Annotated in this window: 21 protein-coding genes; 10 read left to right on the top strand and 11 right to left on the bottom strand. The window is 61.6% G+C overall.

What is annotated here, in order from left to right:
* The first annotated feature begins 71 nt into the window (after nucleotides 1-71).
* Nucleotides 72-428, top strand: coding sequence for an ArsR/SmtB family transcription factor (locus AC04SF_RS04610; RefSeq protein ID WP_010910977.1), 357 nt, complete (start codon nucleotides 72-74; stop codon nucleotides 426-428).
* A gap of 33 nt (nucleotides 429-461) precedes the next feature.
* Here AC04SF_RS04610 and AC04SF_RS04605 read toward each other — a convergent pair whose 3' ends face one another.
* Nucleotides 462-932 carry a nucleoside deaminase gene (locus tag AC04SF_RS04605; protein WP_488476729.1) on the bottom strand — a complete coding sequence of 157 codons (471 nt, stop codon included), beginning with the start codon at nucleotides 930-932 and terminating at the stop codon, nucleotides 462-464.
* Between the two features lie 212 nt (nucleotides 933-1,144).
* Between AC04SF_RS04605 and AC04SF_RS04600 the strand changes: the two genes are divergently transcribed.
* The 5 genes from AC04SF_RS04600 to AC04SF_RS04580 all read left to right on the top strand — a co-directional run bounded on the left by AC04SF_RS04600 (nucleotide 1,145) and on the right by AC04SF_RS04580 (nucleotide 9,003).
* Nucleotides 1,145-1,903: a metallophosphoesterase family protein gene (locus AC04SF_RS04600; protein ID WP_488476728.1), complete on the top strand. Its 759-nt coding sequence runs from the start codon at nucleotides 1,145-1,147 to the stop codon at nucleotides 1,901-1,903.
* A 135-nt stretch (nucleotides 1,904-2,038) separates the two neighbouring features.
* Nucleotides 2,039-3,064: an SH3 domain-containing protein gene (locus AC04SF_RS04595; protein ID WP_488476727.1), complete on the top strand. Its 1,026-nt coding sequence runs from the start codon at nucleotides 2,039-2,041 to the stop codon at nucleotides 3,062-3,064.
* 311 nt (nucleotides 3,065-3,375) lie between these two features.
* Nucleotides 3,376-6,879 carry a carbamoyl-phosphate synthase large subunit gene (carB, locus tag AC04SF_RS04590; protein ID WP_488476726.1) on the top strand — a complete coding sequence of 1,168 codons (3,504 nt, stop codon included), beginning with the start codon at nucleotides 3,376-3,378 and terminating at the stop codon, nucleotides 6,877-6,879.
* A 211-nt stretch (nucleotides 6,880-7,090) separates the two neighbouring features.
* Nucleotides 7,091-8,491, top strand: coding sequence for an AAA family ATPase (locus tag AC04SF_RS04585; RefSeq protein ID WP_488476725.1), 1,401 nt, complete (start codon nucleotides 7,091-7,093; stop codon nucleotides 8,489-8,491).
* Nucleotides 8,492-8,673: 182 nt separating this feature from the next.
* Nucleotides 8,674-9,003, top strand: a complete 330-nt coding sequence (locus AC04SF_RS04580) for a hypothetical protein (RefSeq protein WP_488476724.1) — start codon at nucleotides 8,674-8,676, stop codon at nucleotides 9,001-9,003.
* 53 nt (nucleotides 9,004-9,056) lie between these two features.
* Here AC04SF_RS04580 and AC04SF_RS04575 read toward each other — a convergent pair whose 3' ends face one another.
* The 6 genes from AC04SF_RS04575 to AC04SF_RS04550 all read right to left on the bottom strand — a co-directional run bounded on the left by AC04SF_RS04575 (nucleotide 9,057) and on the right by AC04SF_RS04550 (nucleotide 13,164).
* Nucleotides 9,057-9,449 carry a RidA family protein gene (locus AC04SF_RS04575; protein ID WP_488476723.1) on the bottom strand — a complete coding sequence of 131 codons (393 nt, stop codon included), beginning with the start codon at nucleotides 9,447-9,449 and terminating at the stop codon, nucleotides 9,057-9,059.
* A gap of 37 nt (nucleotides 9,450-9,486) precedes the next feature.
* Entirely contained in the window at nucleotides 9,487-9,879 is a 393-nt protein-coding gene (locus AC04SF_RS04570) for a Rid family hydrolase (protein WP_488476722.1), read from the bottom strand.
* A gap of 226 nt (nucleotides 9,880-10,105) precedes the next feature.
* Nucleotides 10,106-10,570, bottom strand: coding sequence for a cupin domain-containing protein (locus tag AC04SF_RS04565; protein ID WP_488476721.1), 465 nt, complete (start codon nucleotides 10,568-10,570; stop codon nucleotides 10,106-10,108).
* A 110-nt stretch (nucleotides 10,571-10,680) separates the two neighbouring features.
* Nucleotides 10,681-11,103 (bottom strand): pyridoxamine 5'-phosphate oxidase family protein, encoded by a 423-nt coding sequence (locus AC04SF_RS04560; RefSeq protein WP_488476720.1) that lies wholly within the window; start codon nucleotides 11,101-11,103, stop codon nucleotides 10,681-10,683.
* A gap of 130 nt (nucleotides 11,104-11,233) precedes the next feature.
* A complete protein-coding gene (locus tag AC04SF_RS04555; RefSeq protein WP_488476719.1) occupies nucleotides 11,234-12,184 on the bottom strand; it encodes a YihY/virulence factor BrkB family protein in 951 nt (316 codons plus the stop codon).
* A gap of 236 nt (nucleotides 12,185-12,420) precedes the next feature.
* A complete protein-coding gene (locus AC04SF_RS04550) occupies nucleotides 12,421-13,164 on the bottom strand; it encodes a DUF899 family protein (RefSeq protein WP_488476718.1) in 744 nt (247 codons plus the stop codon).
* Nucleotides 13,165-13,345: 181 nt separating this feature from the next.
* On the opposite strand from AC04SF_RS04550, the gene AC04SF_RS04545 reads away from it, so the two are divergent.
* Complete coding sequence (locus AC04SF_RS04545; protein ID WP_488476717.1) at nucleotides 13,346-13,681, top strand: hypothetical protein; 336 nt, start codon at nucleotides 13,346-13,348, stop codon at nucleotides 13,679-13,681.
* Here AC04SF_RS04545 and AC04SF_RS04540 read toward each other — a convergent pair whose 3' ends face one another.
* Together AC04SF_RS04540 and AC04SF_RS04535 are read right to left on the bottom strand one after the other, a co-directional pair.
* Nucleotides 13,682-14,170: a GNAT family N-acetyltransferase gene (locus AC04SF_RS04540; protein WP_488476716.1), complete on the bottom strand. Its 489-nt coding sequence runs from the start codon at nucleotides 14,168-14,170 to the stop codon at nucleotides 13,682-13,684.
* 5 nt (nucleotides 14,171-14,175) lie between these two features.
* Nucleotides 14,176-15,144, bottom strand: coding sequence for a transglycosylase SLT domain-containing protein (locus AC04SF_RS04535; RefSeq protein WP_488476715.1), 969 nt, complete (start codon nucleotides 15,142-15,144; stop codon nucleotides 14,176-14,178).
* A 181-nt stretch (nucleotides 15,145-15,325) separates the two neighbouring features.
* Here AC04SF_RS04535 and AC04SF_RS04530 point away from each other — a divergent pair, with 181 nt between their 5' ends.
* The gene (locus tag AC04SF_RS04530) at nucleotides 15,326-15,895 is read left to right on the top strand and encodes a methylated-DNA--[protein]-cysteine S-methyltransferase (RefSeq protein WP_488476714.1); all 570 of its coding nucleotides are present in this window, start codon (nucleotides 15,326-15,328) and stop codon (nucleotides 15,893-15,895) included.
* A gap of 20 nt (nucleotides 15,896-15,915) precedes the next feature.
* Here AC04SF_RS04530 and AC04SF_RS04525 read toward each other — a convergent pair whose 3' ends face one another.
* On the bottom strand, nucleotides 15,916-16,245 hold the full coding sequence (locus tag AC04SF_RS04525) for a hypothetical protein (RefSeq protein WP_488476713.1): 330 nt from the start codon (nucleotides 16,243-16,245) through the stop codon (nucleotides 15,916-15,918).
* Nucleotides 16,246-16,523: 278 nt separating this feature from the next.
* Between AC04SF_RS04525 and AC04SF_RS04520 the strand changes: the two genes are divergently transcribed.
* Both AC04SF_RS04520 and AC04SF_RS04515 read left to right on the top strand, forming a co-directional pair.
* Nucleotides 16,524-16,736: a cold-shock protein gene (locus AC04SF_RS04520; RefSeq protein ID WP_010910991.1), complete on the top strand. Its 213-nt coding sequence runs from the start codon at nucleotides 16,524-16,526 to the stop codon at nucleotides 16,734-16,736.
* A gap of 250 nt (nucleotides 16,737-16,986) precedes the next feature.
* Complete coding sequence (locus AC04SF_RS04515) at nucleotides 16,987-17,187, top strand: hypothetical protein (RefSeq protein WP_488476712.1); 201 nt, start codon at nucleotides 16,987-16,989, stop codon at nucleotides 17,185-17,187.
* Nucleotides 17,188-17,340: 153 nt separating this feature from the next.
* On the opposite strand, the gene AC04SF_RS04510 is transcribed toward AC04SF_RS04515, so the two are convergent.
* Nucleotides 17,341-17,949, bottom strand: coding sequence for a glutathione S-transferase family protein (locus AC04SF_RS04510; RefSeq protein WP_488476711.1), 609 nt, complete (start codon nucleotides 17,947-17,949; stop codon nucleotides 17,341-17,343).
* Nucleotides 17,950-18,103: the final 154 nt, after the last annotated feature.

The raw sequence follows: 18,103 nt of genomic DNA, 5'->3' as shown, positions 1-18,103 counted from the left end.
AGAGGCAATGTGTACCGGCAGAGCGGGAGGGGTGCGTTGAAATCGGCCCGAACTGTGCTTAGGTTCGAGCCATGACGTTACCCCATCCCAATACGGACCAGATCAGCCTGCCGATCGTGCTTGGCGTGCTCGGTGATCCGACGCGGCTCGCCATCGTGCGCTATCTCGCCAGCAAGGAAGGCGTGGCGCTGAACTGCAGCCAGTTCCTCGATCTCGGCTCCAAGACCAATCTCAGCTACCACCTTGCCAAGCTGCGCGAGGCCGGCGTCACCCGCGCCGAAGTGGTCGGCACCAACCGCATGATCACGCTGCGCCGCGCCGACCTCGACGCCCGCTTCCCCGGCCTGCTCGACAGCGTCATCGCCGCGGCGGTGGACGACCCGGCACTGCCGGCGGTCGGCGGGCATGATATTGAGATGCCGGCCTAGGTCTGCAGGTTCCGAGCCAGACTTCTCTCGCCCCTAGCGCTGCCAGAAACCGATATGCGGGGCGAGAAGTTCCTCCTCCATCTCGGGGATGGGGCCGTGGACCTCGACCGGCTTCTGCCCGGAGCCGAGGACCGTGCGTGACGAGAGATTCATCGTCGGATTCTCGGCATGGTCGCCAGTCAGCGCGAGAAGCTTGGTCTCCTCGAAGCCATAGACCAGCCGGCCGATATTCGCCCAGTAGAGCGTTCCGGTGCACATCGCACAGGGTTCGCCGGTCGAGACCAGCGTGCAGGACCACAGGAATTCCGGCGCATAGGCATCCGCGGCACGCCGGCTGAGCTCGGTTTCGGCGTGGCGCACGGTGTTGATGTTGCCTTGCCGCATGAGGATGCGATCGTCGGGGCCGACGAGCACACAGCCGAAAGGGTGGTGCCCATGCGCGGCAGCCTCGCGCGCCACGTCATTGGCGGCGCGAAGGTGGGCGAACATCTGGTCGCGGGTCATCGCCTTGGTGCCTTTCGAGGCTGTCTAAGCGGATATTCCCCATATGGACTTCGGGGTGCCGTGGACGCTAGCAGATGGAGGGTTTCCGCGATAGCCGCGGGGCGCGCGGTGCTTCCCGCTGTCCCGAACGATCTCAAGGGGTTGATAACGAAGGCGGGGGCTTGATAACGAGGCCGGAGCCCCCAATGGGGCTGCACCAAGGAGCCCGCCGCATGCGCATCGCCGTCCTCGCCGACATCCATGGCAACGTCCTGGCACTCGACGCCGTGCTGGAGGACCTGGCGCGGCGCGGCGGCGCTGATCTCACCGTCAATCTCGGCGACAGCGTTTCGGGGCCGCTGTGGCCGCGCGAGACGTTTGAGCGCTTGCAGGCGCTGAAGCTGCCGACGGTGCGCGGCAACCACGACCGCCGTGTCGCGGCCGATCCCGCGGACGAGACCATGTGGGCTTCGGATGTCTATGCGCAGGAACGGCTGACCGAGGCGCAGCGTGCGGTGCTTTTCGCCCAGCCGCTGACGCTGGAGATCGCGCCCGGCATCGTCGCTTTCCATGCCCGACCCGACCACGATGAAAAATATCTGCTCGACGCGGTTGTCGATGGCCAGTTGGTGCGCGCGCCGCTGGCGGCGATCCGGCGGCGGCTGAAGGCGCTCGACCCGGCCTGCCGCATTGCGCTGTGCGGCCACAGCCACCGCGCGGAGCTGGTCCGCATCCCCGGCGGCCCCGTCATCTTCAACCCAGGCAGCATCGGCTGCCCCGCCTATGACGATTCCACCCCGCCGGCGCATGTCTCCGAACAGGGCTCGCCGCATGCGCGCTACGGCATCGTCACCTTGGGTGGCGAAGGCCAGCCCGACCGCTTTGAGAGCATCGCCGTCGACTACGACCACGAGGCGGCGGCACGGCAAGCCGAACAGGCGGGACGGCCGGAATGGGCGCATGCGCTCAGAACCGGATTCATGCCAGGCTGAAACCGCGTACCTGCCGCCTCGCTGAGCGCTTCACATTCGGGCTGAAAAAGGCGTGAACATCTCGCTTGTAGACACGGCGGCGCACCGTCGCTTATAAACCGGCTTCGCGTGCGGCAGCGTTTTTGGGTTCTGGCGGTGCCTTTGTTAATGCAATTGATCGCCGACAGCCAAGGGCGCCGAATTACGTCGCGGACAACGCTCTTGGCGCTGATGGCCGCTCCGTCCCTGCTGGCGGCGCTTGCGGCTGTTGTGCCTGCCCATGCCGAAGAGACGCCCTTCATCTCCATCGTCACCGGCCTTGCGCCCGACGACCTGCTCAATGTCCGCGCCAAGCCATCGGCGATCGGCAAGACCGAGGCGCGTCTGGCTGCTGGCGCGAGCGTCAGGAACCTCGGCTGCAACGACATTGACGGACACCCCTGGTGCAAGGTCGAGTCTGACAATCCCAAAGCCAGCGGCTGGGCCCCGGCGCGCTACCTTGTTCCCGTCAACCCGGCGACGGTGCCCCCCGACCAGGCGGCGGACGCAGGCGCGACGCCCGATGCGGCGACGGCCGCTGCTGGCGGACCAGTCGCAACGCCTCCCGCCGAGAGCGCTGCCAACGCCGCCCAGCCGCAGCCCGATCTGACGGCGCGGCTCGGCGGCGCGGCCCATCCCGTCACGCCGGAAGCCCCGATGAAATCCGCCGCCGACATCGCCATGCAGGATGCCTACGGCCTGGCGCTGGCGGCGAGCGCAACCCCGCCGACCGGGGAAATCCCTGCCCTCGCCCAGGATGCGGCCGCCGGCTCGGTCCCCGTTCCCACCCCGCGTCCTGACGGCACCGCGCCCGCCCTCGACACCCAGACCGTCGCCGAACTGCCGCCGCAGCCCACCTCCCTTGCCTCGGGCGGTGCCGTCGAAATCCCCTGCGCCCGCTATGTCGGCCAGCCGATGACGAGCTGCGCGGCCGCCATCGTGCGCAAGGGCGCCGACAAGGCCGACATCACCGTGACCTGGCCCGACGGCGGCTCGCGCCTCATCTCCTTCGACGCCGGCCGGCCGGCCGGCTCGGACGCCAAAAGCGATTTCCGCTTCACCCGCGAAGGCAGCCTGAGCATGATCCGCATCGGCGTCTCCGAACGCTTCGAGATTACGGACACGTTGGCGTTTGGGAACTAGGAGGCAGGGCAGTAAGGCAGTACGGCAATAGGGCAATATGTTTTAAGGGCACTGGAGCCTCCCCCTACTGCCCTACTGCCCTACTGCCCTACTGCCCTACTGCCCTACTGCCCTACTGCCCTACTGCCCTACTGCCCTACTGCCCTACTGCCCTACTGCCCTACTGCCCAATCCCTCATTTTCGGGGTTACATCTCCCAAAACTCTTCCCTATAAGGCCCACCTAGCCTGATACCAGAATCGCGAGCACAACCGGCCGGGTCTTCCCGTCCCGGTTTTTTGTGCAAGCCGCCCGCCGAACGGACCTATGACATGCCAAGACGCACCGACATCAAGTCGATCCTGATCATCGGGGCCGGCCCCATCGTCATCGGCCAGGCCTGCGAGTTCGACTATTCCGGCACCCAGGCCTGCAAGGCGCTGAAGGAAGAGGGCTTCCGCGTCATCCTGGTCAATTCCAACCCGGCCACCATCATGACCGACCCGGAACTGGCCGATGCCACCTATATCGAGCCGATCACGCCCGAGGTCGTCGCCAAGATCATCGCCAAGGAGCGGCCCGACGCGCTGCTGCCGACCATGGGCGGCCAGACCGCGCTCAACACCGCGCTGTCGCTGCGCCGCATGGGCGTGCTCGAGCGTTACAATGTCGAGATGATCGGCGCCGACGCCACCGCCATCGACAAGGCCGAGGACCGCGCGCTGTTCCGCGAGGCGATGAGCAAGATCGGGCTGGAAACGCCGAAGTCGATGCTGGCCAACGCCACCGACGTCAAGAACGCCGACCGCAAGACACATGAGGCCGAGCGCGCCGCACTCAAGGCCGAGAAGCCGGAGAACCTCGACGCCGAACTCGACGCGCTGGAAACCCGCTGGAACCTCGGCGAAGGCGACCGCAAGCAGCGCTACATCAGCCATGGCATGGCGATCGCCGCCCAGGCGCTCGACCATGTCGGCCTGCCGGCAATCATCCGCCCCTCCTTCACCATGGGCGGCACCGGCGGCGGCATCGCCTACAACAGGGCCGAATTCTACGACATCGTCCAGTCCGGCCTCGACGCCTCGCCGACCACCGAAGTGCTGATCGAGGAAAGCGTGCTCGGCTGGAAGGAGTATGAGATGGAGGTTGTCCGCGACAAGGCGGACAATTGCATCATCGTCTGCTCGATCGAGAACATCGACCCGATGGGCGTGCATACCGGCGATTCGATCACCGTTGCTCCTGCCCTCACCCTCACCGACAAAGAATACCAGATGATGCGCAACGCCTCGATCGCGGTGCTGCGCGAGATCGGCGTCGAGACCGGCGGCTCCAACGTTCAGTTCGCCGTCAATCCGGCCGATGGCCGCCTCGTCGTCATCGAGATGAACCCGCGCGTTTCGCGCTCGTCCGCTTTGGCTTCGAAGGCAACCGGTTTCCCCATCGCCAAGATCGCGGCCAAGCTCGCCGTCGGCTACACGCTGGACGAGCTGGAGAACGACATCACCGGCGGCGCCACGCCGGCTTCCTTCGAGCCGAGCATCGATTACGTCGTCACCAAGATCCCGCGCTTTGCCTTCGAGAAATTCCCCGGCGCCGAGCCGGTGCTGACCACCGCCATGAAGTCGGTCGGCGAAGTCATGGCCATCGGCCGTACCTTCCAGGAATCGCTGCAGAAGGCCCTGCGTGGCCTCGAAACCGGCCTCACCGGCCTTGACGAGATCGAGATCCCCGGCCTCGGCCATGGGGCGGCGGTAGCCAACCACGCCGACGACCGCAACGCCATCCGCGCAGCACTCGGCACGCCGACGCCCGACCGGCTGCGCATGGTGGCGCAAGCGATCCGCATGGGCACCTCGCTGGAAGACGTGCACGCAATGTGCAAGATCGACCCGTGGTTCCTCGAGCAGATCGCCGGCATCCTGGCCATGGAAGCCCGCATCCGCGAGCACGGCATCCCGCAGGACGCCGTCAATCTGCGCATGCTGAAGGCGATGGGTTTCTCCGACGCCCGCCTCGCCTCGCTGACCAGGACCGACGCCGAGGTGGTCGCGAAAATCCGCGACAAGCTCGGCGTTCATCCCGTCTACAAGCGCATCGATACATGCGCCGCCGAATTCGCCTCGCCCACCGCCTACATGTACTCGACCTATGAAGTGCCGTTCGCCGGCGCGCTGGCCAACGAGGCGCAAGTTTCGTCGCGGAAAAAAGTCGTCATCCTCGGCGGCGGGCCGAACCGCATCGGCCAGGGCATCGAGTTCGACTATTGCTGCTGCCATGCCGCCTTTGCGCTCCGCGACGCCGGCTATGAAGCGATCATGATCAACTGCAACCCGGAGACGGTCTCGACCGACTACGACACGTCGGACCGGCTCTATTTCGATCCGCTGACGGCGGAAGACGTGCTGGAGATCCTGCGCGCCGAGCAGGCCTCGGGCGAACTGGTCGGCGTCATCGTCCAGTTCGGCGGCCAAACGCCGCTGAAACTGGCCGACGCGCTGGAAAAGGCCGGCATCCCGATCCTCGGCACCTCGCCCGACATGATCGATCTGGCCGAAGACCGCGACCGCTTCCAGAAGCTGCTGCACAAGCTCAACCTCAGCCAGCCGAAGAACGGCATCGCCTATTCGGTCGAGCAGGCGCGCCTCGTCGCCGGCGAGCTCGGCTTCCCGCTGGTGGTGCGCCCGTCCTACGTGCTCGGCGGCCGCGCCATGCAGATCATCCATGACGAAGGCATGCTGCAATCCTATCTGCTCGACACCGTGCCCGGCCTGGTGCCGGAGGACATCAAGCAGAAATACCCCAACGACAAGACCGGCCAGATCAACACGCTGTTGGGCAAGAACCCGCTGCTGTTCGACACCTATCTCAGTGGCGCCATCGAGGTCGATGTCGACTGCCTCTGCGACGGCAAGGCGACCTTCGTCTCCGGCATTCTCGAGCATATCGAGGAAGCCGGCATCCATTCGGGCGACTCGGCCTGCTCGCTCCCGGTTCACTCGCTGCCTTCGGAACTGGTCGACGAGCTGGAGCGCCAGACGGCCGCCCTTGCCCGCGCGCTCAATGTCGGCGGGTTGATGAACGTGCAGTATGCGATCAAGGACGGCACGGTCTATGTGCTGGAGGTCAACCCGCGTGCATCGCGCACCGTGCCCTTCGTCGCCAAGACCATCGGCCGGCCGATTGCCAAGATCGCTGCCCGCATCATGGCCGGCGAGACGCTGGAAGACGCCTTCGCCCATTACGGCGCCATGCCCGACCCGCGCAATCCCGGCCACATCGCGGTCAAGGAAGCCGTCTTCCCCTTCGCCCGCTTCCCCGGCGTCGACATCCTGCTCGGCCCGGAAATGCGCTCGACCGGCGAGGTCATGGGCCTCGACCGCGATTTCGCGCTGGCCTTCGCCAAGAGCCAACTGGGGGCAGGTGTTGATCTCCCCCGCGCGGGCACGCTGTTCGTCTCGGTGCGCGACGAGGACAAGAAAGGCATCTTGCCGGCGGTCAAGCGCCTGGCCGGCCTCGGCTTCAAGGTGCTGGCCACATCGGGCACGCAGCGCTTCCTCGCCGAAAACGGCGTCGTCGCCGAGAAAATAAACAAGGTGCTGGAAGGCCGCCCCCACATCGAAGACGCCATCCGCAACCGCCAGGTGCAGATCGTCTTCAACACGACGGACGGGCAGAAAGCGGTGTCGGACTCGAAATCGCTGCGCAGGGCGACGCTGATGCAGAAGGTGCCGTATTACACGACGCTGTCGGGCGCGGCGGCCGTGGCGGAAGCGATCGCGGCGCTGAAGGCGGGGAGCCTGGAGGTCAGGCCGCTACAGGAGTATTTTGCGTAGGGGCACTTCCCTTTCCCCTTAGAAACAACTTAGCATAGTAAGTTAAGTCAAATCTGGATTGTGACGTTTTAGCGCAGATTCAAGCCAGCCATGGACCTGTGTAGGCAAACTCTCGTAGCAAATGCTGACTGCGACGCATATTGGATCGCGAACTCGTAGCGCCTAGGAAGCCAACGTCGAAAGACAAAGTGCCTTCCAAAATTTAAATTCGATGATAGCCTATGGCAGCTTTCTTGCTCTGCATTCATCGATGGGACCAATGATTAGGTACCTCAGACTACGAAGTTTTCGCGCATATCGGGATCATAAATTTGAATTCCGTCGACTTAATATATTCATAGGCGCAAATAATTCTGGAAAATCGTCGATTCTAAGTGCGATAAATTTAATCGCGCAAACTCATTTCGCAAGCCGAGGAAGCTCCAGTCCACTAGTCTTAAATGGACCATACGAAGAATTGGGAACGTTTCAAGACGTAGTACATGGAAATAATGTCCGAACACCTATTGGCTTCGATCTTGGTATTGGAGAATTTGACATTTCCTTCGACGTCAAGTTCAGATTACAACGCAGAGAACTAGAAATATCTAGATTTAGCTTATTAGAGAATAACGAAGAAATTTTTTCTTACCAAGCCAGGAAGGACAGCTCGGACGTAAAACTCCTGCGGCGAAGTGTGGAGACAGTACTGGGAAGCAAGAGTGCCAGGCGCCCTCTATTTCTTGGATTTTGGCCATTTGATCCGAGTCTTTCTAGGTTGGTCGTTCCGGAGAACGAATTTCCAAAATCATCAAAGGACATAATTGAGCGCGTTGCTCGAGCTTTGCGCAAAGCCGACATGTTGCTTCGAGATAATTTCCGCAACTTCGATTCCCTCAGCCCCTTTCGAGCTCAGCCACAGCGAACTTATCTCTACAGCGGGGAAACTCCTACGGAGATCGGAAGGACCGGGTCAAACGGCATAACGCTGCTGGTAAATGACACCGCAAAACGCGGCGCTCTGCGAATTGGACTCGAGGAGCAAATTTCGGATTGGTTGCGCGTAAACAAGATAGCAGATCGAATTCGTGTAAAAAATTTAACTACAAGGCATTTCGAGATATGCATCGTAGATTTCAAAGGGAAGGAGCACAATATTTGTGATGTTGGCTTTGGATGCAGTCAAGTCCTCCCCGTACTGATTGGCGGACTTAACATATTTGGTTCTCACGTATCACAGAGAAAAAGTCCAACCTTTGTGGTTCAAGAGCCTGAGATACACCTTCATCCAAATGCTCAAGCTTCTCTTGGATCATTTTTTGTTGGATTGGCTAAGTTTGGTGGTCAACAATTCATAGAAACTCACAGCGATAATTTAGTATTAAGAATCGCACGACATGTCGCCCTCGGAGACATACGCCCATCAGACGTTAAGATATTCTTTGTGGAAGATCATAACGGAGAGAAAATCGTTACGGATATTGATATTCGCCCCGATGGAATCTTCAAACCGGATTGGCCAGGTGGATTCTTCCCGCAAAGGCAGGTTGAATCACTTCAGCTCGCTAAGGCAAGGGCTCACCCGGAAAGATCTGAGTCAGAACGTCAACTACGTTTTATATATCCAGAATAATGCCTACATTCCTCGACGCTAATTCATTTAAAGCCTACATAGACGGCATTGTAGGCGGAACTCAGAACAATTGTTCTGCGTCTGTCGAGATTATAAAAAATAGAGATCACCTTATCTTGGATCTAGGTGGGTTATTTCTTCAAGAATGGCGCTCGTGTACCGGCGGTGATGGAAATATTTTCGTGGCCGACCATATTGCCGATTTGATGCAAAATGGCGCGTTGCGATTGGTCGCTTTTGTGCGAAACAATCCGCTGAGAAGACACCTGATTCAAAGTGGGATTCCTGCAAAAGACGCTCGAATAGTCGAATTTTCTGCGGGAGCGGAAGTGAGCATTGTGGTCACACAAGACATCGATCTTTTCGAACCTCAAAAGAAAGGATGTCAATCAAAGGAAAGACATAAAATTATACATGAAAGGAAAGGGAGCATATGCAAAATGATTGAAAAGGAGCTTAAAATATATATCGTCTGCTGTTGCAGAGTAGAGGAATTTTTACCCCAAACTTAAGTCGAGATTGTTTATCAAATTTTTAGCGTCTCTAACGCTAAGAGACTCGCTTCTCACGCCACCGCCACGCACTCGATCTCGATATCAAACTCCATCGGCCAAGACGCCACCGGCACAAACGTCCGCGATGGCGCGTTTTCGGGGAAATGCCGCGCATACACCCGATTGATGGAGCCGTAGAAGCCGGCATTGACGGCGTAGATGCGAACCATCACCACATTGTCCAGCGAGGTGCCGGCGGCTTCCAGGCAATGTCTCAGCGCCTTCAGCGACGCCTCGGTCTGCACCTCGATGTCGCCCTTGACCAGTCTGCCGGTCGTAAGATCGAGCGGTGGCGTGCCGGAGACGAAGACCAGCCCGGCGGCCTTGGTCACCAACGACAACGGCACGCCCAGCGCGCGCACCGCCGCCGACAACACCGGCACTTCGACGATTTCCTTGGTCATGACGATCTCCCTGAGGTTCCGACGAGAGAAGGAAAACTCACGCCACCGCAACACATTCAATCTCGATATCGAACTCCATCGGCCACGAAGCCACCGGCACAAAGCTGCGCGCCGGCGGGTTGGTGGAGAAATACTTGGCATAGACCCGGTTGATGGCGGTGTAGAAGCCGGAATTGACGGCGTAGATGCGCACCATCACCACGTTGTCCAGCGAGGTGCCGGCCGCTTCCAGGCAATGTTTCAGCGCCTTCAGCGATGCCTCGGTCTGGGCTTCGATGTCGCCGCGCACCATCTCGCCGGTCACCATGTCCACTGGCGGCGTCGCCGAGATGAACACGAAACCGTTGGCCTTCACTGCCGTCGAACAGGGCAGCCCGAGTGAGCGCACCTTGTCCGACATGATAGGTACTTCGATGACTTGTTTTTTCATGGTGATGCTCCCTGGGTTTGGCAGGGAGCTTATCGCGCTACCGGACGAACGCCAGCGCCGTTCTTCCCTTCTCCTCTTGTGGGAGAAGGTGGCCTCGCGAAGCGAGGTCGGATGAGGGGTGCTCCAGATGCCACCAGCGTCTCACTTCGCTGGAACACCCCTCAACCGTCTCGGCGCTGACGCGCCGATCCACCTTCTCCCACAAGGGGAGAAGGGAAGATCGCGCTCACCCCTGCCTCCGATACGGTATGCCGTCCTTGTGCAAAAACCGCCCGTCGGAGTTCGGGCTCATCATGTCGATGTCGGAGCAGGTGATGACATCGTCCGGATTGCGCGAGCCGACTTCCAGGTAGCGCGCTGTAACCGACGACCGGTTGATCATGTGATGGCCATTGCCGCTGCTCCTGGCGAAGGTGGCACAGTCGCCTGCCTTGAGCAGTGTCTCGCCGCCATCCTCGACCAGCGTCAACTCGCCTTCCAGCACATAGACGAGCTCGTCCTCATGGCTGTGCCAGTGGCGCTGGCTCGACCAGCCGCCGGGCGGCAGCGTCATCAGATTGACGCCGAAATCGCTGAGGCCGCCGGCATCGCCCAGGCGCCGGCGCGTGCGGGTGGCGCAAGGGGCGTCGAAGGGCGCGGGGTAGCCGGAGCCCTTGCGGACGGGGACGGCGGAGAGGTTGATCTTGGGCATGGGTGCTCCCTCGATTTTTGTATTTACGTAGGGCACTACGGCGCCCCCCTCGTTCTCCAATCCACCGCCACCAGATCCAATCCACCGCGACCAGAAAGGAACAAACAGCCTCACGCGTGCAGCTTCACCTCGCCCTCGTCCTCGCCATCCCAGTAGTGGGCGCGCGTGGCCTCCACCTTGATCATGGCAAGCCCGGGCGTGTCTGTGCCCTGCTCGAACCACTCGTCGATGTCCTCGTTCCAGTGGTCCTCGAAGGCGGCCTTGTCGCGGATGATCTCGGCCTTGCCCTCGACCGCAACCCAGAAACCGTCATCGCCCTTGAAGGCCAAGGACACATTGGCGTCGCGCTCGATCTCGGCCACCACCTCCGACTTCTCCCAGGTGAAGTAGTAGGAGGCGCCGTCATAATCGACGTCCTGGTTGTTGCTCATCGGCCGGCCGGCAATGACGCCGCCTTCGGAGTGGGTGGACAGCATGGCGACATCGATGTCGCGCATTTTTTCGGCAATCTCGGCAAGGCTGCGGTCGGGCATGGCGTGCTCCTGTCAAAGGGGGTTGGCTAGGGCAACGTCCGACTTCCCCTTTGGTTCTCAGGAACTGTTGGCGAGCCAAACATTCATCCGCCAATGGAACATGGGGCGCCTGGGAAGGGGGCTCTTGGCCCTACGGGCGACGAGGCCCCAGAAGAAAGGCTGTCATCGTTGCGCTCACGCACGCCACCGCCAACAACGCAACGATGCCCGAAGAGCTGGCCTTTCGAATTGAAACAAGGTTATCCGGAGCGGGAGCATTTTGAACCAGCCCGTCCAAGTCCGACCGGCTGCCATGTCGAACGGAATAGGCGCGGGTCAACTCCGCACCGAGCAGAAAGATTTCCGACGAATAGTAGACCCAGAGCAGTATGACGAGCAGCCCTCCGGCCGCACCATATGACGATGCGATCGCACTTGTGCCGATATACCAACCGATAAGCGACTTCCCCAATGTGAACAGTGCGGCGGTCACCACGGCTCCGATCCCGACATCCCGCCATTCCAAGGCACGATCCGGCAAGACCTTGTAGATAGCGGCAAACATCACGGCGATCAGGGAGAAGGAAATCAAGGTGTTGATCGCGCTCAGGACAAATTCGCCGAACGGCAATTGGGCGCTGATCACGTTGCCCAGAGCCGAGATCGCCGCGCTCGCCACCAGGGACACCAGCAACATAAAGCCGAGGGCGGCGACCAGGCCAAGACTTGCCGCACGGGCGCGCAACAGCCGCGACAGCGAACTCCCTTTCGCTTCAACCTTCCATATTGCATTCAGGGCCTGCTGCATCTCGCCAAACACCGCCGAGGCGGTGACGAACAAAGTGGCCGTGCCGATGATTGCCGCCAAGGTCCCCGATGATTTGCTGGATGCCCCTTCGAGCGCGGTTTGAAGGAGCGCAGCACTTTCTGAACCCATCAGCCCCGAGATCTGAGCAGACAGAGCCAACTGCGCTGCGTCATGCCCAAACGCAATGCCTGCTATCGCGACAACAATTATCAGAACCGGGGCCAGCGACGTGGCGGCATAAAAGGCCATCGCCGCGCCATGACTAAGGGCATTGTCGTTGACAAAGCCAACCACGCTTTCTCGCACCAAGTCCCATACGTTTCTAACTGTGAGTCGCACTTCGAATCCGTGAAGGGGGTCGCAAACCGTCTCCTATCAATGCAGCGCATCTTCCGATGTTCCGGCCGACTTGAGCGAGAGCTTCACCGGCGACGTGAAGTGCTCGCTCAAGGGCGCAGGCGGGTGGCGACCACTTGCTGAAAGACCGTTCCGATCTGAAACGCAGCGGCTGAAGTTGAAACGCCCTGATGTCAGCGACAACAGGAACCGACATACTGCAGCTGCTCATGCCAATCCGGCCTGCCCTCCGGCGTGAAATCCATCAGGTTCCACAGGATCTCGCAGGTGCCGATGGCGCGCGGGTCCTGGCCGGGTTCGGGTGGCGCGAAGCCAAGCTCCGACGACCAGAAATGCCTGATGCCGTCGCCATCGCGGTGGAACACCGACAGCAGCGGCATCTGCGCGCCGTCCGCCGTCTCGGCATTGTAGTCGCGCTTGAAGCTGTTGGCGGCCGACGACACCAGCCGCATGTTCTTCCAACCGCGATCGCGGCCGAGCGTGACCAGATTTTCCAGCGCGGTTTTCGCCACCACGGCGAAATTGAAGCTGGCGGCTTCGAGATGGCCGACGGCGCCGTCGAACTGGTCGAGCAGCGCCGTGCAGGACGGGCATGGCTGGTCCGGTCGGGCGAGCCTGGCCGTGCCGCCGCTCACCGCGACATCGCGCGTTTCCTGGGGATGGCGCGGAAACATCATCTGGTAGAGGATGAGACTATCCTTGCCCGGCACGAACAGCTCCGACAGTTTTGTCTTCGCCGGCTTGCCGTCGGCATCGAGCGCATCGAAGACATAATCCTGGCGGATCAGCCCGCCCGGGGGCAAAGCGCGCCGCGCCTCGGCCACGGCTTCCATGGCGCGGCGCAGCTCGATTTCCTTCTTCAAGAGCTTTTCGCGGGCGGTGCGGTATCTGGCGGATTCGTTGGGAAAGGTGATCATGATCGGCTCCCTAGTCGGCGCCGGCGTCCCGGCGCTGTTGCTCTGCGACCCAAGGACGTTTGGCGAAGACCGGTTCCCGACATTTTTTGCGGATGCCACACAGCGATTGTTGCGGGGAACCTCTCTGGCTTTCCAGCATTCTCACCACGGGTTAAAGCCAGTGGTGGGTCCGGGGGACAAAATGCACGATGACGAGATCGACCTGCGCTGCCCGCAAGTGGTGGCCGACAATGCCGCCAAGGGCTTGCGGCTGCGCAAGCAATTCGGCCGTGGCGGTACCGAGATCGGTGTGGCGCGCGCGACGGAACTGATGAACCGCGAGAAGCTCGCACCGTCCACCATCCGCCGCATGGTCAGCTATTTTGCCCGTCACGAGGTCGACAAGCGCGGCAAGAATTACGGCAATGAGGCAAACCCATCGGCCGGCCACATCGCCTGGCTGCTTTGGGGCGGCGATGAAGGCCGCGCTTGGGCGCTGGAGCTCAAGCAGAAGATCGGCAACGCGCCGGATATTTAGTCAGGAGTACCAGTCCACCTCGAACATCCCCAGCCGCTCGTAGAGCCTGACGGCGGCGGCATTTTCGACCGTGTTGGTCTTGAGGTCGACATGGGCCGCGCCGCGGTCGCGAAAACTGGCGAAGGCATGCCACATCAGCGCTTCGCCGATGCCCTTGCCGCGCGCCTCGGGGTGAACGGCAAGATCCTTGACGAAAGCTCTTGTCCAGCACAGCGCCGCCGCCGCCAGCCGGCCCTTGGCGTCGATGACGAGGAAGCACAGCGCCGGGTCGAATTCCGGGTCGCCTGAGATGCGCGGCCACCACTCGTCGAACGGGCCGTCTGTGCCGTCGTCGAACACCTCGCTCAGCAGCGCATGCAGAGGCGGCGCATCACCTGGCTCGAAGCAGCGCATGGCAAAGCCATCCGGCCAGTGCGGTGCAACGAGTGTCTCGTCGAGGATCTTGCGCAGCCGGATGTCGTTCGGGGCCGGCGGGCGCGGTTCGGGCATTGCGCTCAGGCGTCGGGCTGCAGGCGATGCCGCTTGCGGTCGACACCCAGCCCGGTCGCCTCGAGCAGGCCCTTGCGCTTGGCGTCGAAATAATAGCCGGTCTGGTAGAGCCAGTCGGCCTTCTTGGCGTTGCCGTCCGCCACCAGCCAGGCGCCACGCAGATATTTGACCGCATATTTCAAATTGGTCTCGGCATCGAACAGACCCTTGGCCGGCCCGTCATAGCCCATGCCGCGCGCCGTCGCGTGCTTAATCTGCATCAGCCCCCAATGGCCGTTATTGTAGGCCTTGGGGTTGAAGGTGCTTTCGCGGTTGACGACATGGCGCACCAGATCCACCGGCACCTGGTAGAGGGCGGCATATTTGACGATCAGCCGGTCGACGTCACCGCGCATGCCTGTGTGTTCTTCCGGAGCGGCAGGGCTGAGCGGCGCGGACGGGAACTGCACCAGGGCAGCCGGGTTCTGCGGCACCACATAGGCCACCTGCTGCACGCCAGGCAGTTTCTGGCCGCTGCCGGCGACCGCCGGCACGACGAGGCCGGCTGTCGTATAGGTCTCGGCGGACTTGATCACGGGCTGAGCTGCCTTCACCGGCTGGCCTGCCTTGGAGGGCGCCGGCGCCTGCCAGGCACTGGGGCTGGCGATCATGATGGCGGGCACGGCCGGAGCCGTCGGCGTCGCGCCGGCAAAGGCGGCGGTTGCGGCAGCCGGTTGGGCGGCGGGATCAAGCGCCGGCGTTGCAGCCGGGCCAGGTGTCATTTCGGCGGTCTGGACGGGTGCGATGCCCGAGGATTGCGGCAGCACCGAAACCGTCTCCGGCAGCGGTATGGTGAAGCCGGCATCGCTGCCGGCAACGGTCGCGGTTTCGGTCAGCGACGGCGCGGCCTTCATCTGCGAGGTCGAGGTGCAGCCGCTGATGCCGGCCGCCGCCATGATCACGCCGATCGCGATAAGGGTTTGTTTTGCTGGCAAGCCGCGCACGGGTCCGGTTCGTCGGGGTGTTAAGAAATCCCTTACACCAGCGATTCCAGGGTAGCAATCGGGGCCATCTGGTGGTTTTCGGGTGGCAGGACTCGGGCCGAACTGCCATATTGTTCCTGATATGTACCAGACGGAATCCCGGATTCCGCCGCTTTGCGGAAAGGAGCGCATCATGGAAACGACATCGTCGATCACAGCCGGCCACGCAGTGTTAGAAACAGTGATCGGTTTCATGGGCATTGCCTGGAGCGAAAAGGGCCTGATCCGGCTCTGCCTGCCCGAACGCAGCCGTGAATCAGTGGAGCGGCGGCTGATGCGCCATGCCGGCGTTTCCGCCGACACCAAGCAGCCGCAATGGGTGGTCGACCTCATCGCCTCGATCAAGGCTTACGCCGCGGGCGAGGATGTCGATTTCTCCGGCGTGCCGGTCGATCTCGACGGCATCGACGACTTCCGCCTCGCCATCTACGACGCGGCACGAAAACTCGGCTATGGCGAAACCACGACCTATGGCGAACTCGCCAAGCTCGCCGGTCATGCCGGCCTGCCGCGTGAGACGGGCGCCGCCCTTGGCGCAAACCCGGTCCCGCTGGTCATCCCCTGCCACCGCATCCTGGCCGCCGGCGGCAAGATCGGCGGCTTCTCCGCGCCTGGCGGTTCCGCCACCAAGGAAAAGATGCTGGCCATGGAAGGCGTGCGCGTCGGCCCACCGCCGCCGGCGCAGGTTTCGTTCGGGTTCTGAACCGCTGGCGCGGACGGCGTCTAGTTGTTGTGGAAGAACCGCCGGCGGAAATGCCGGTCATTGTCCGGCCGCTTGCAGTTGTAAACCGGGCAGGACTTGGTGTCGGCGCTCGGCACATAGGCTCGCATCCTCACCTCGCCCATAGTGCAGAATTGCTGGCTCTGCACATAGCGGTCATAGAGCGGCAGCCCCGGCACCCGCTTCGACTGGTAGCGCAGGATGACCGCGCCCTGCCTGGCGATCGTCGACTGCACCTTGCCGCAGCTCATATGCGTCGGGTCGTAGCGCGAGATCGCCTGCGCCTCGGCGGCCATCAGCGTCAGGCAGGCGGCAAGCACAATGGTTTTCATGGTCTCCTCCCGTCCGGACCGAACGGCCTCGGCCTCCGACCCCGTTGCGAGGCTTTTACCAGATTGGGGCAATCATTGGGCAACCCTTTGATCACGGCTTTTTTACGCAGTCTTGTTTTTGGAACGAAAGCAGCCTATATCAGTCCCATTGATATTTCGGCCGATCGATCCGGGCCTCGCGATCTTCGCGTTTGCTGACGTCTATCTCCAAAATCTCGATGCACACCGGCTGGACTTTGTCTGGTCAAACTAAAGCAAATGTTGAAGGACTATCTAAAATGGCAACTGGAACGGTCAAGTGGTTCAACGCCACCAAGGGCTTCGGTTTCATCCAGCCTGACGCCGGCGGCGCGGACGTATTCGTCCACATCTCGGCTGTCGAGCGCGCTGGACTGTCGACCCTGGTCGAAGGCCAGAAGATCAACTTCGAGATCGAGCAGGACCGCCGCACTGGCAAGTCGTCCGCTGGGTCTCTGAGCAAGGCAGCCTGATTTTGCGAATGGCGCGCGCCGGGCGAGAGCCCGGGGCGCGCGGCAAGTCACGGATGTACTGACGGTCGCGCGAGAAGCGGGCCCGGAGCGGAAAGACCCGAAACGCTGGATCAGCAGATAGCTGCCAGCCCGGACCGGACGCTCCCAATCAGGCTACCAAGCATGGGAAGGCGGGATTTATCCCGCCTTTTTGTTTGTCTGGGGTTCAGGCCATTTCGCTTCGCAACGCCGATCATGTTATTTTCAATGCATGACCAAGCTCGAACAGATCGAGAGATCCATCGCAGCTCTGAGCACCAAAGAACTAAAGGCCTTTGCCAAATGGTTCGAGGCGTTCCAGGCTGACGTATGGGACAAGCAGATTGAGGCCGATGCAAAGGCAGGTCGACTGAACGGGTTTGCCGAAAAGGCGTTGGCCGAGGTTCGAGCCGGAAACTGTCGACGTCTTTAGCCGCAGCGCCGAGACCGTTTCAAGAATTCGCTCTGGCGAGTCAGATAGCGTGGTTTTCGAGAACCGGAGTGGAGCGTACATTTAAGTACGTGAGCACCGGAAGCGCAGAAAACCGCGCTAGGTGGCCGCCAGAGTAGAATTATTGAGAAGGTCTCAACCCACCCACCCGATCGGCACATGCCCCGGATCCGCCTCGACGCGGCCAAGCCAGGCCACGACAGCCGGATAGGCGTCGAGCTGGAACCCGCCCTGTTCGGCCGTATGCGTGTAGGCATAGAGCGCGATGTCGGCGACGCTGAAGGCGTTGCCGGCGAAGAAAGCGTTGTTCTCCAGATATCTGTTCATCACGCCGAGCGCCTTGTGGCCGCGCTCCAGCGTCATCGCCAGCCGCTCGGGCGTGGCATCCCTGGCGCGTTCGGGAAAGGTCAGCAGCGCCTTGCGCACGGCGATATAGGGCTCGTGGCTGTACTGCTCGAAGAACAGCCATTGATAGGCGAGCCCGCGTTCATACTTGTCCGCCGGCAGGAAGCGCGTGCCTTCGGCGAGATAGAGCAGGATGGCGTTGGATTCGGCCAGCCGGCAGCCGTCGTCGAGTTCGAGCAGCGGCACCATGGCGTTCGGGTTCTTGGCGACAAAGTCGGCTTTTCGCGTGTCGCCGGTATGCGAACTCACCTCGATCGTGGTGAAGGCGAGGCCAAGCTTGGCCATCAGCAGGCGCGGCTTGTAGCAATTGCCGCTGTCGATCATGCTGTAGAGTATCATGGACGGTCCCCGGAGCGCTGCCTTGACCAGGCGATTATCGCAGCAGCCGTGCCCTCAACCAATGATTTGTTTTGGCGCGACCATCATCGGCGCTGATATGTGACAGCGCTCGCCCAAGGGCATGTCGAGATTCAGGTCAGGCCGAGCCGAGAAT

It is taken from the genome of Mesorhizobium sp. CNPSo 4671 (assembly GCF_057784245.1).
This window is presented reverse-complemented; position numbering and strand designations above follow the sequence as displayed.

What these genes read in the sequence shown, in the direction of transcription:
- AC04SF_RS04515 (WP_488476712.1), top strand. Translation starts at nt 16,987, where the DNA reads ATGACCAAGCTCGAACAGATCGAGAGATCCATCGCAGCTCTGAGCACC.
- AC04SF_RS04600 (WP_488476728.1), top strand. Translation starts at nt 1,145, where the DNA reads ATGCGCATCGCCGTCCTCGCCGACATCCATGGCAACGTCCTGGCACTC.
- AC04SF_RS04530 (WP_488476714.1), top strand. Translation starts at nt 15,326, where the DNA reads ATGGAAACGACATCGTCGATCACAGCCGGCCACGCAGTGTTAGAAACA.
- AC04SF_RS04520 (WP_010910991.1), top strand. Translation starts at nt 16,524, where the DNA reads ATGGCAACTGGAACGGTCAAGTGGTTCAACGCCACCAAGGGCTTCGGT.
- AC04SF_RS04605 (WP_488476729.1), bottom strand. Translation starts at nt 932, where the DNA reads ATGACCCGCGACCAGATGTTCGCCCACCTTCGCGCCGCCAATGACGTG.
- AC04SF_RS04565 (WP_488476721.1), bottom strand. Translation starts at nt 10,570, where the DNA reads ATGCCCAAGATCAACCTCTCCGCCGTCCCCGTCCGCAAGGGCTCCGGC.
- AC04SF_RS04550 (WP_488476718.1), bottom strand. Translation starts at nt 13,164, where the DNA reads ATGATCACCTTTCCCAACGAATCCGCCAGATACCGCACCGCCCGCGAA.
- AC04SF_RS04570 (WP_488476722.1), bottom strand. Translation starts at nt 9,879, where the DNA reads ATGAAAAAACAAGTCATCGAAGTACCTATCATGTCGGACAAGGTGCGC.
- AC04SF_RS04545 (WP_488476717.1), top strand. Translation starts at nt 13,346, where the DNA reads ATGCACGATGACGAGATCGACCTGCGCTGCCCGCAAGTGGTGGCCGAC.
- AC04SF_RS04585 (WP_488476725.1), top strand. Translation starts at nt 7,091, where the DNA reads ATGATAGCCTATGGCAGCTTTCTTGCTCTGCATTCATCGATGGGACCA.
- AC04SF_RS04525 (WP_488476713.1), bottom strand. Translation starts at nt 16,245, where the DNA reads ATGAAAACCATTGTGCTTGCCGCCTGCCTGACGCTGATGGCCGCCGAG.
- AC04SF_RS04510 (WP_488476711.1), bottom strand. Translation starts at nt 17,949, where the DNA reads ATGATACTCTACAGCATGATCGACAGCGGCAATTGCTACAAGCCGCGC.
- AC04SF_RS04575 (WP_488476723.1), bottom strand. Translation starts at nt 9,449, where the DNA reads ATGACCAAGGAAATCGTCGAAGTGCCGGTGTTGTCGGCGGCGGTGCGC.
- carB (WP_488476726.1), top strand. Translation starts at nt 3,376, where the DNA reads ATGCCAAGACGCACCGACATCAAGTCGATCCTGATCATCGGGGCCGGC.
- AC04SF_RS04540 (WP_488476716.1), bottom strand. Translation starts at nt 14,170, where the DNA reads ATGCCCGAACCGCGCCCGCCGGCCCCGAACGACATCCGGCTGCGCAAG.
- AC04SF_RS04610 (WP_010910977.1), top strand. Translation starts at nt 72, where the DNA reads ATGACGTTACCCCATCCCAATACGGACCAGATCAGCCTGCCGATCGTG.
- AC04SF_RS04560 (WP_488476720.1), bottom strand. Translation starts at nt 11,103, where the DNA reads ATGCCCGACCGCAGCCTTGCCGAGATTGCCGAAAAAATGCGCGACATC.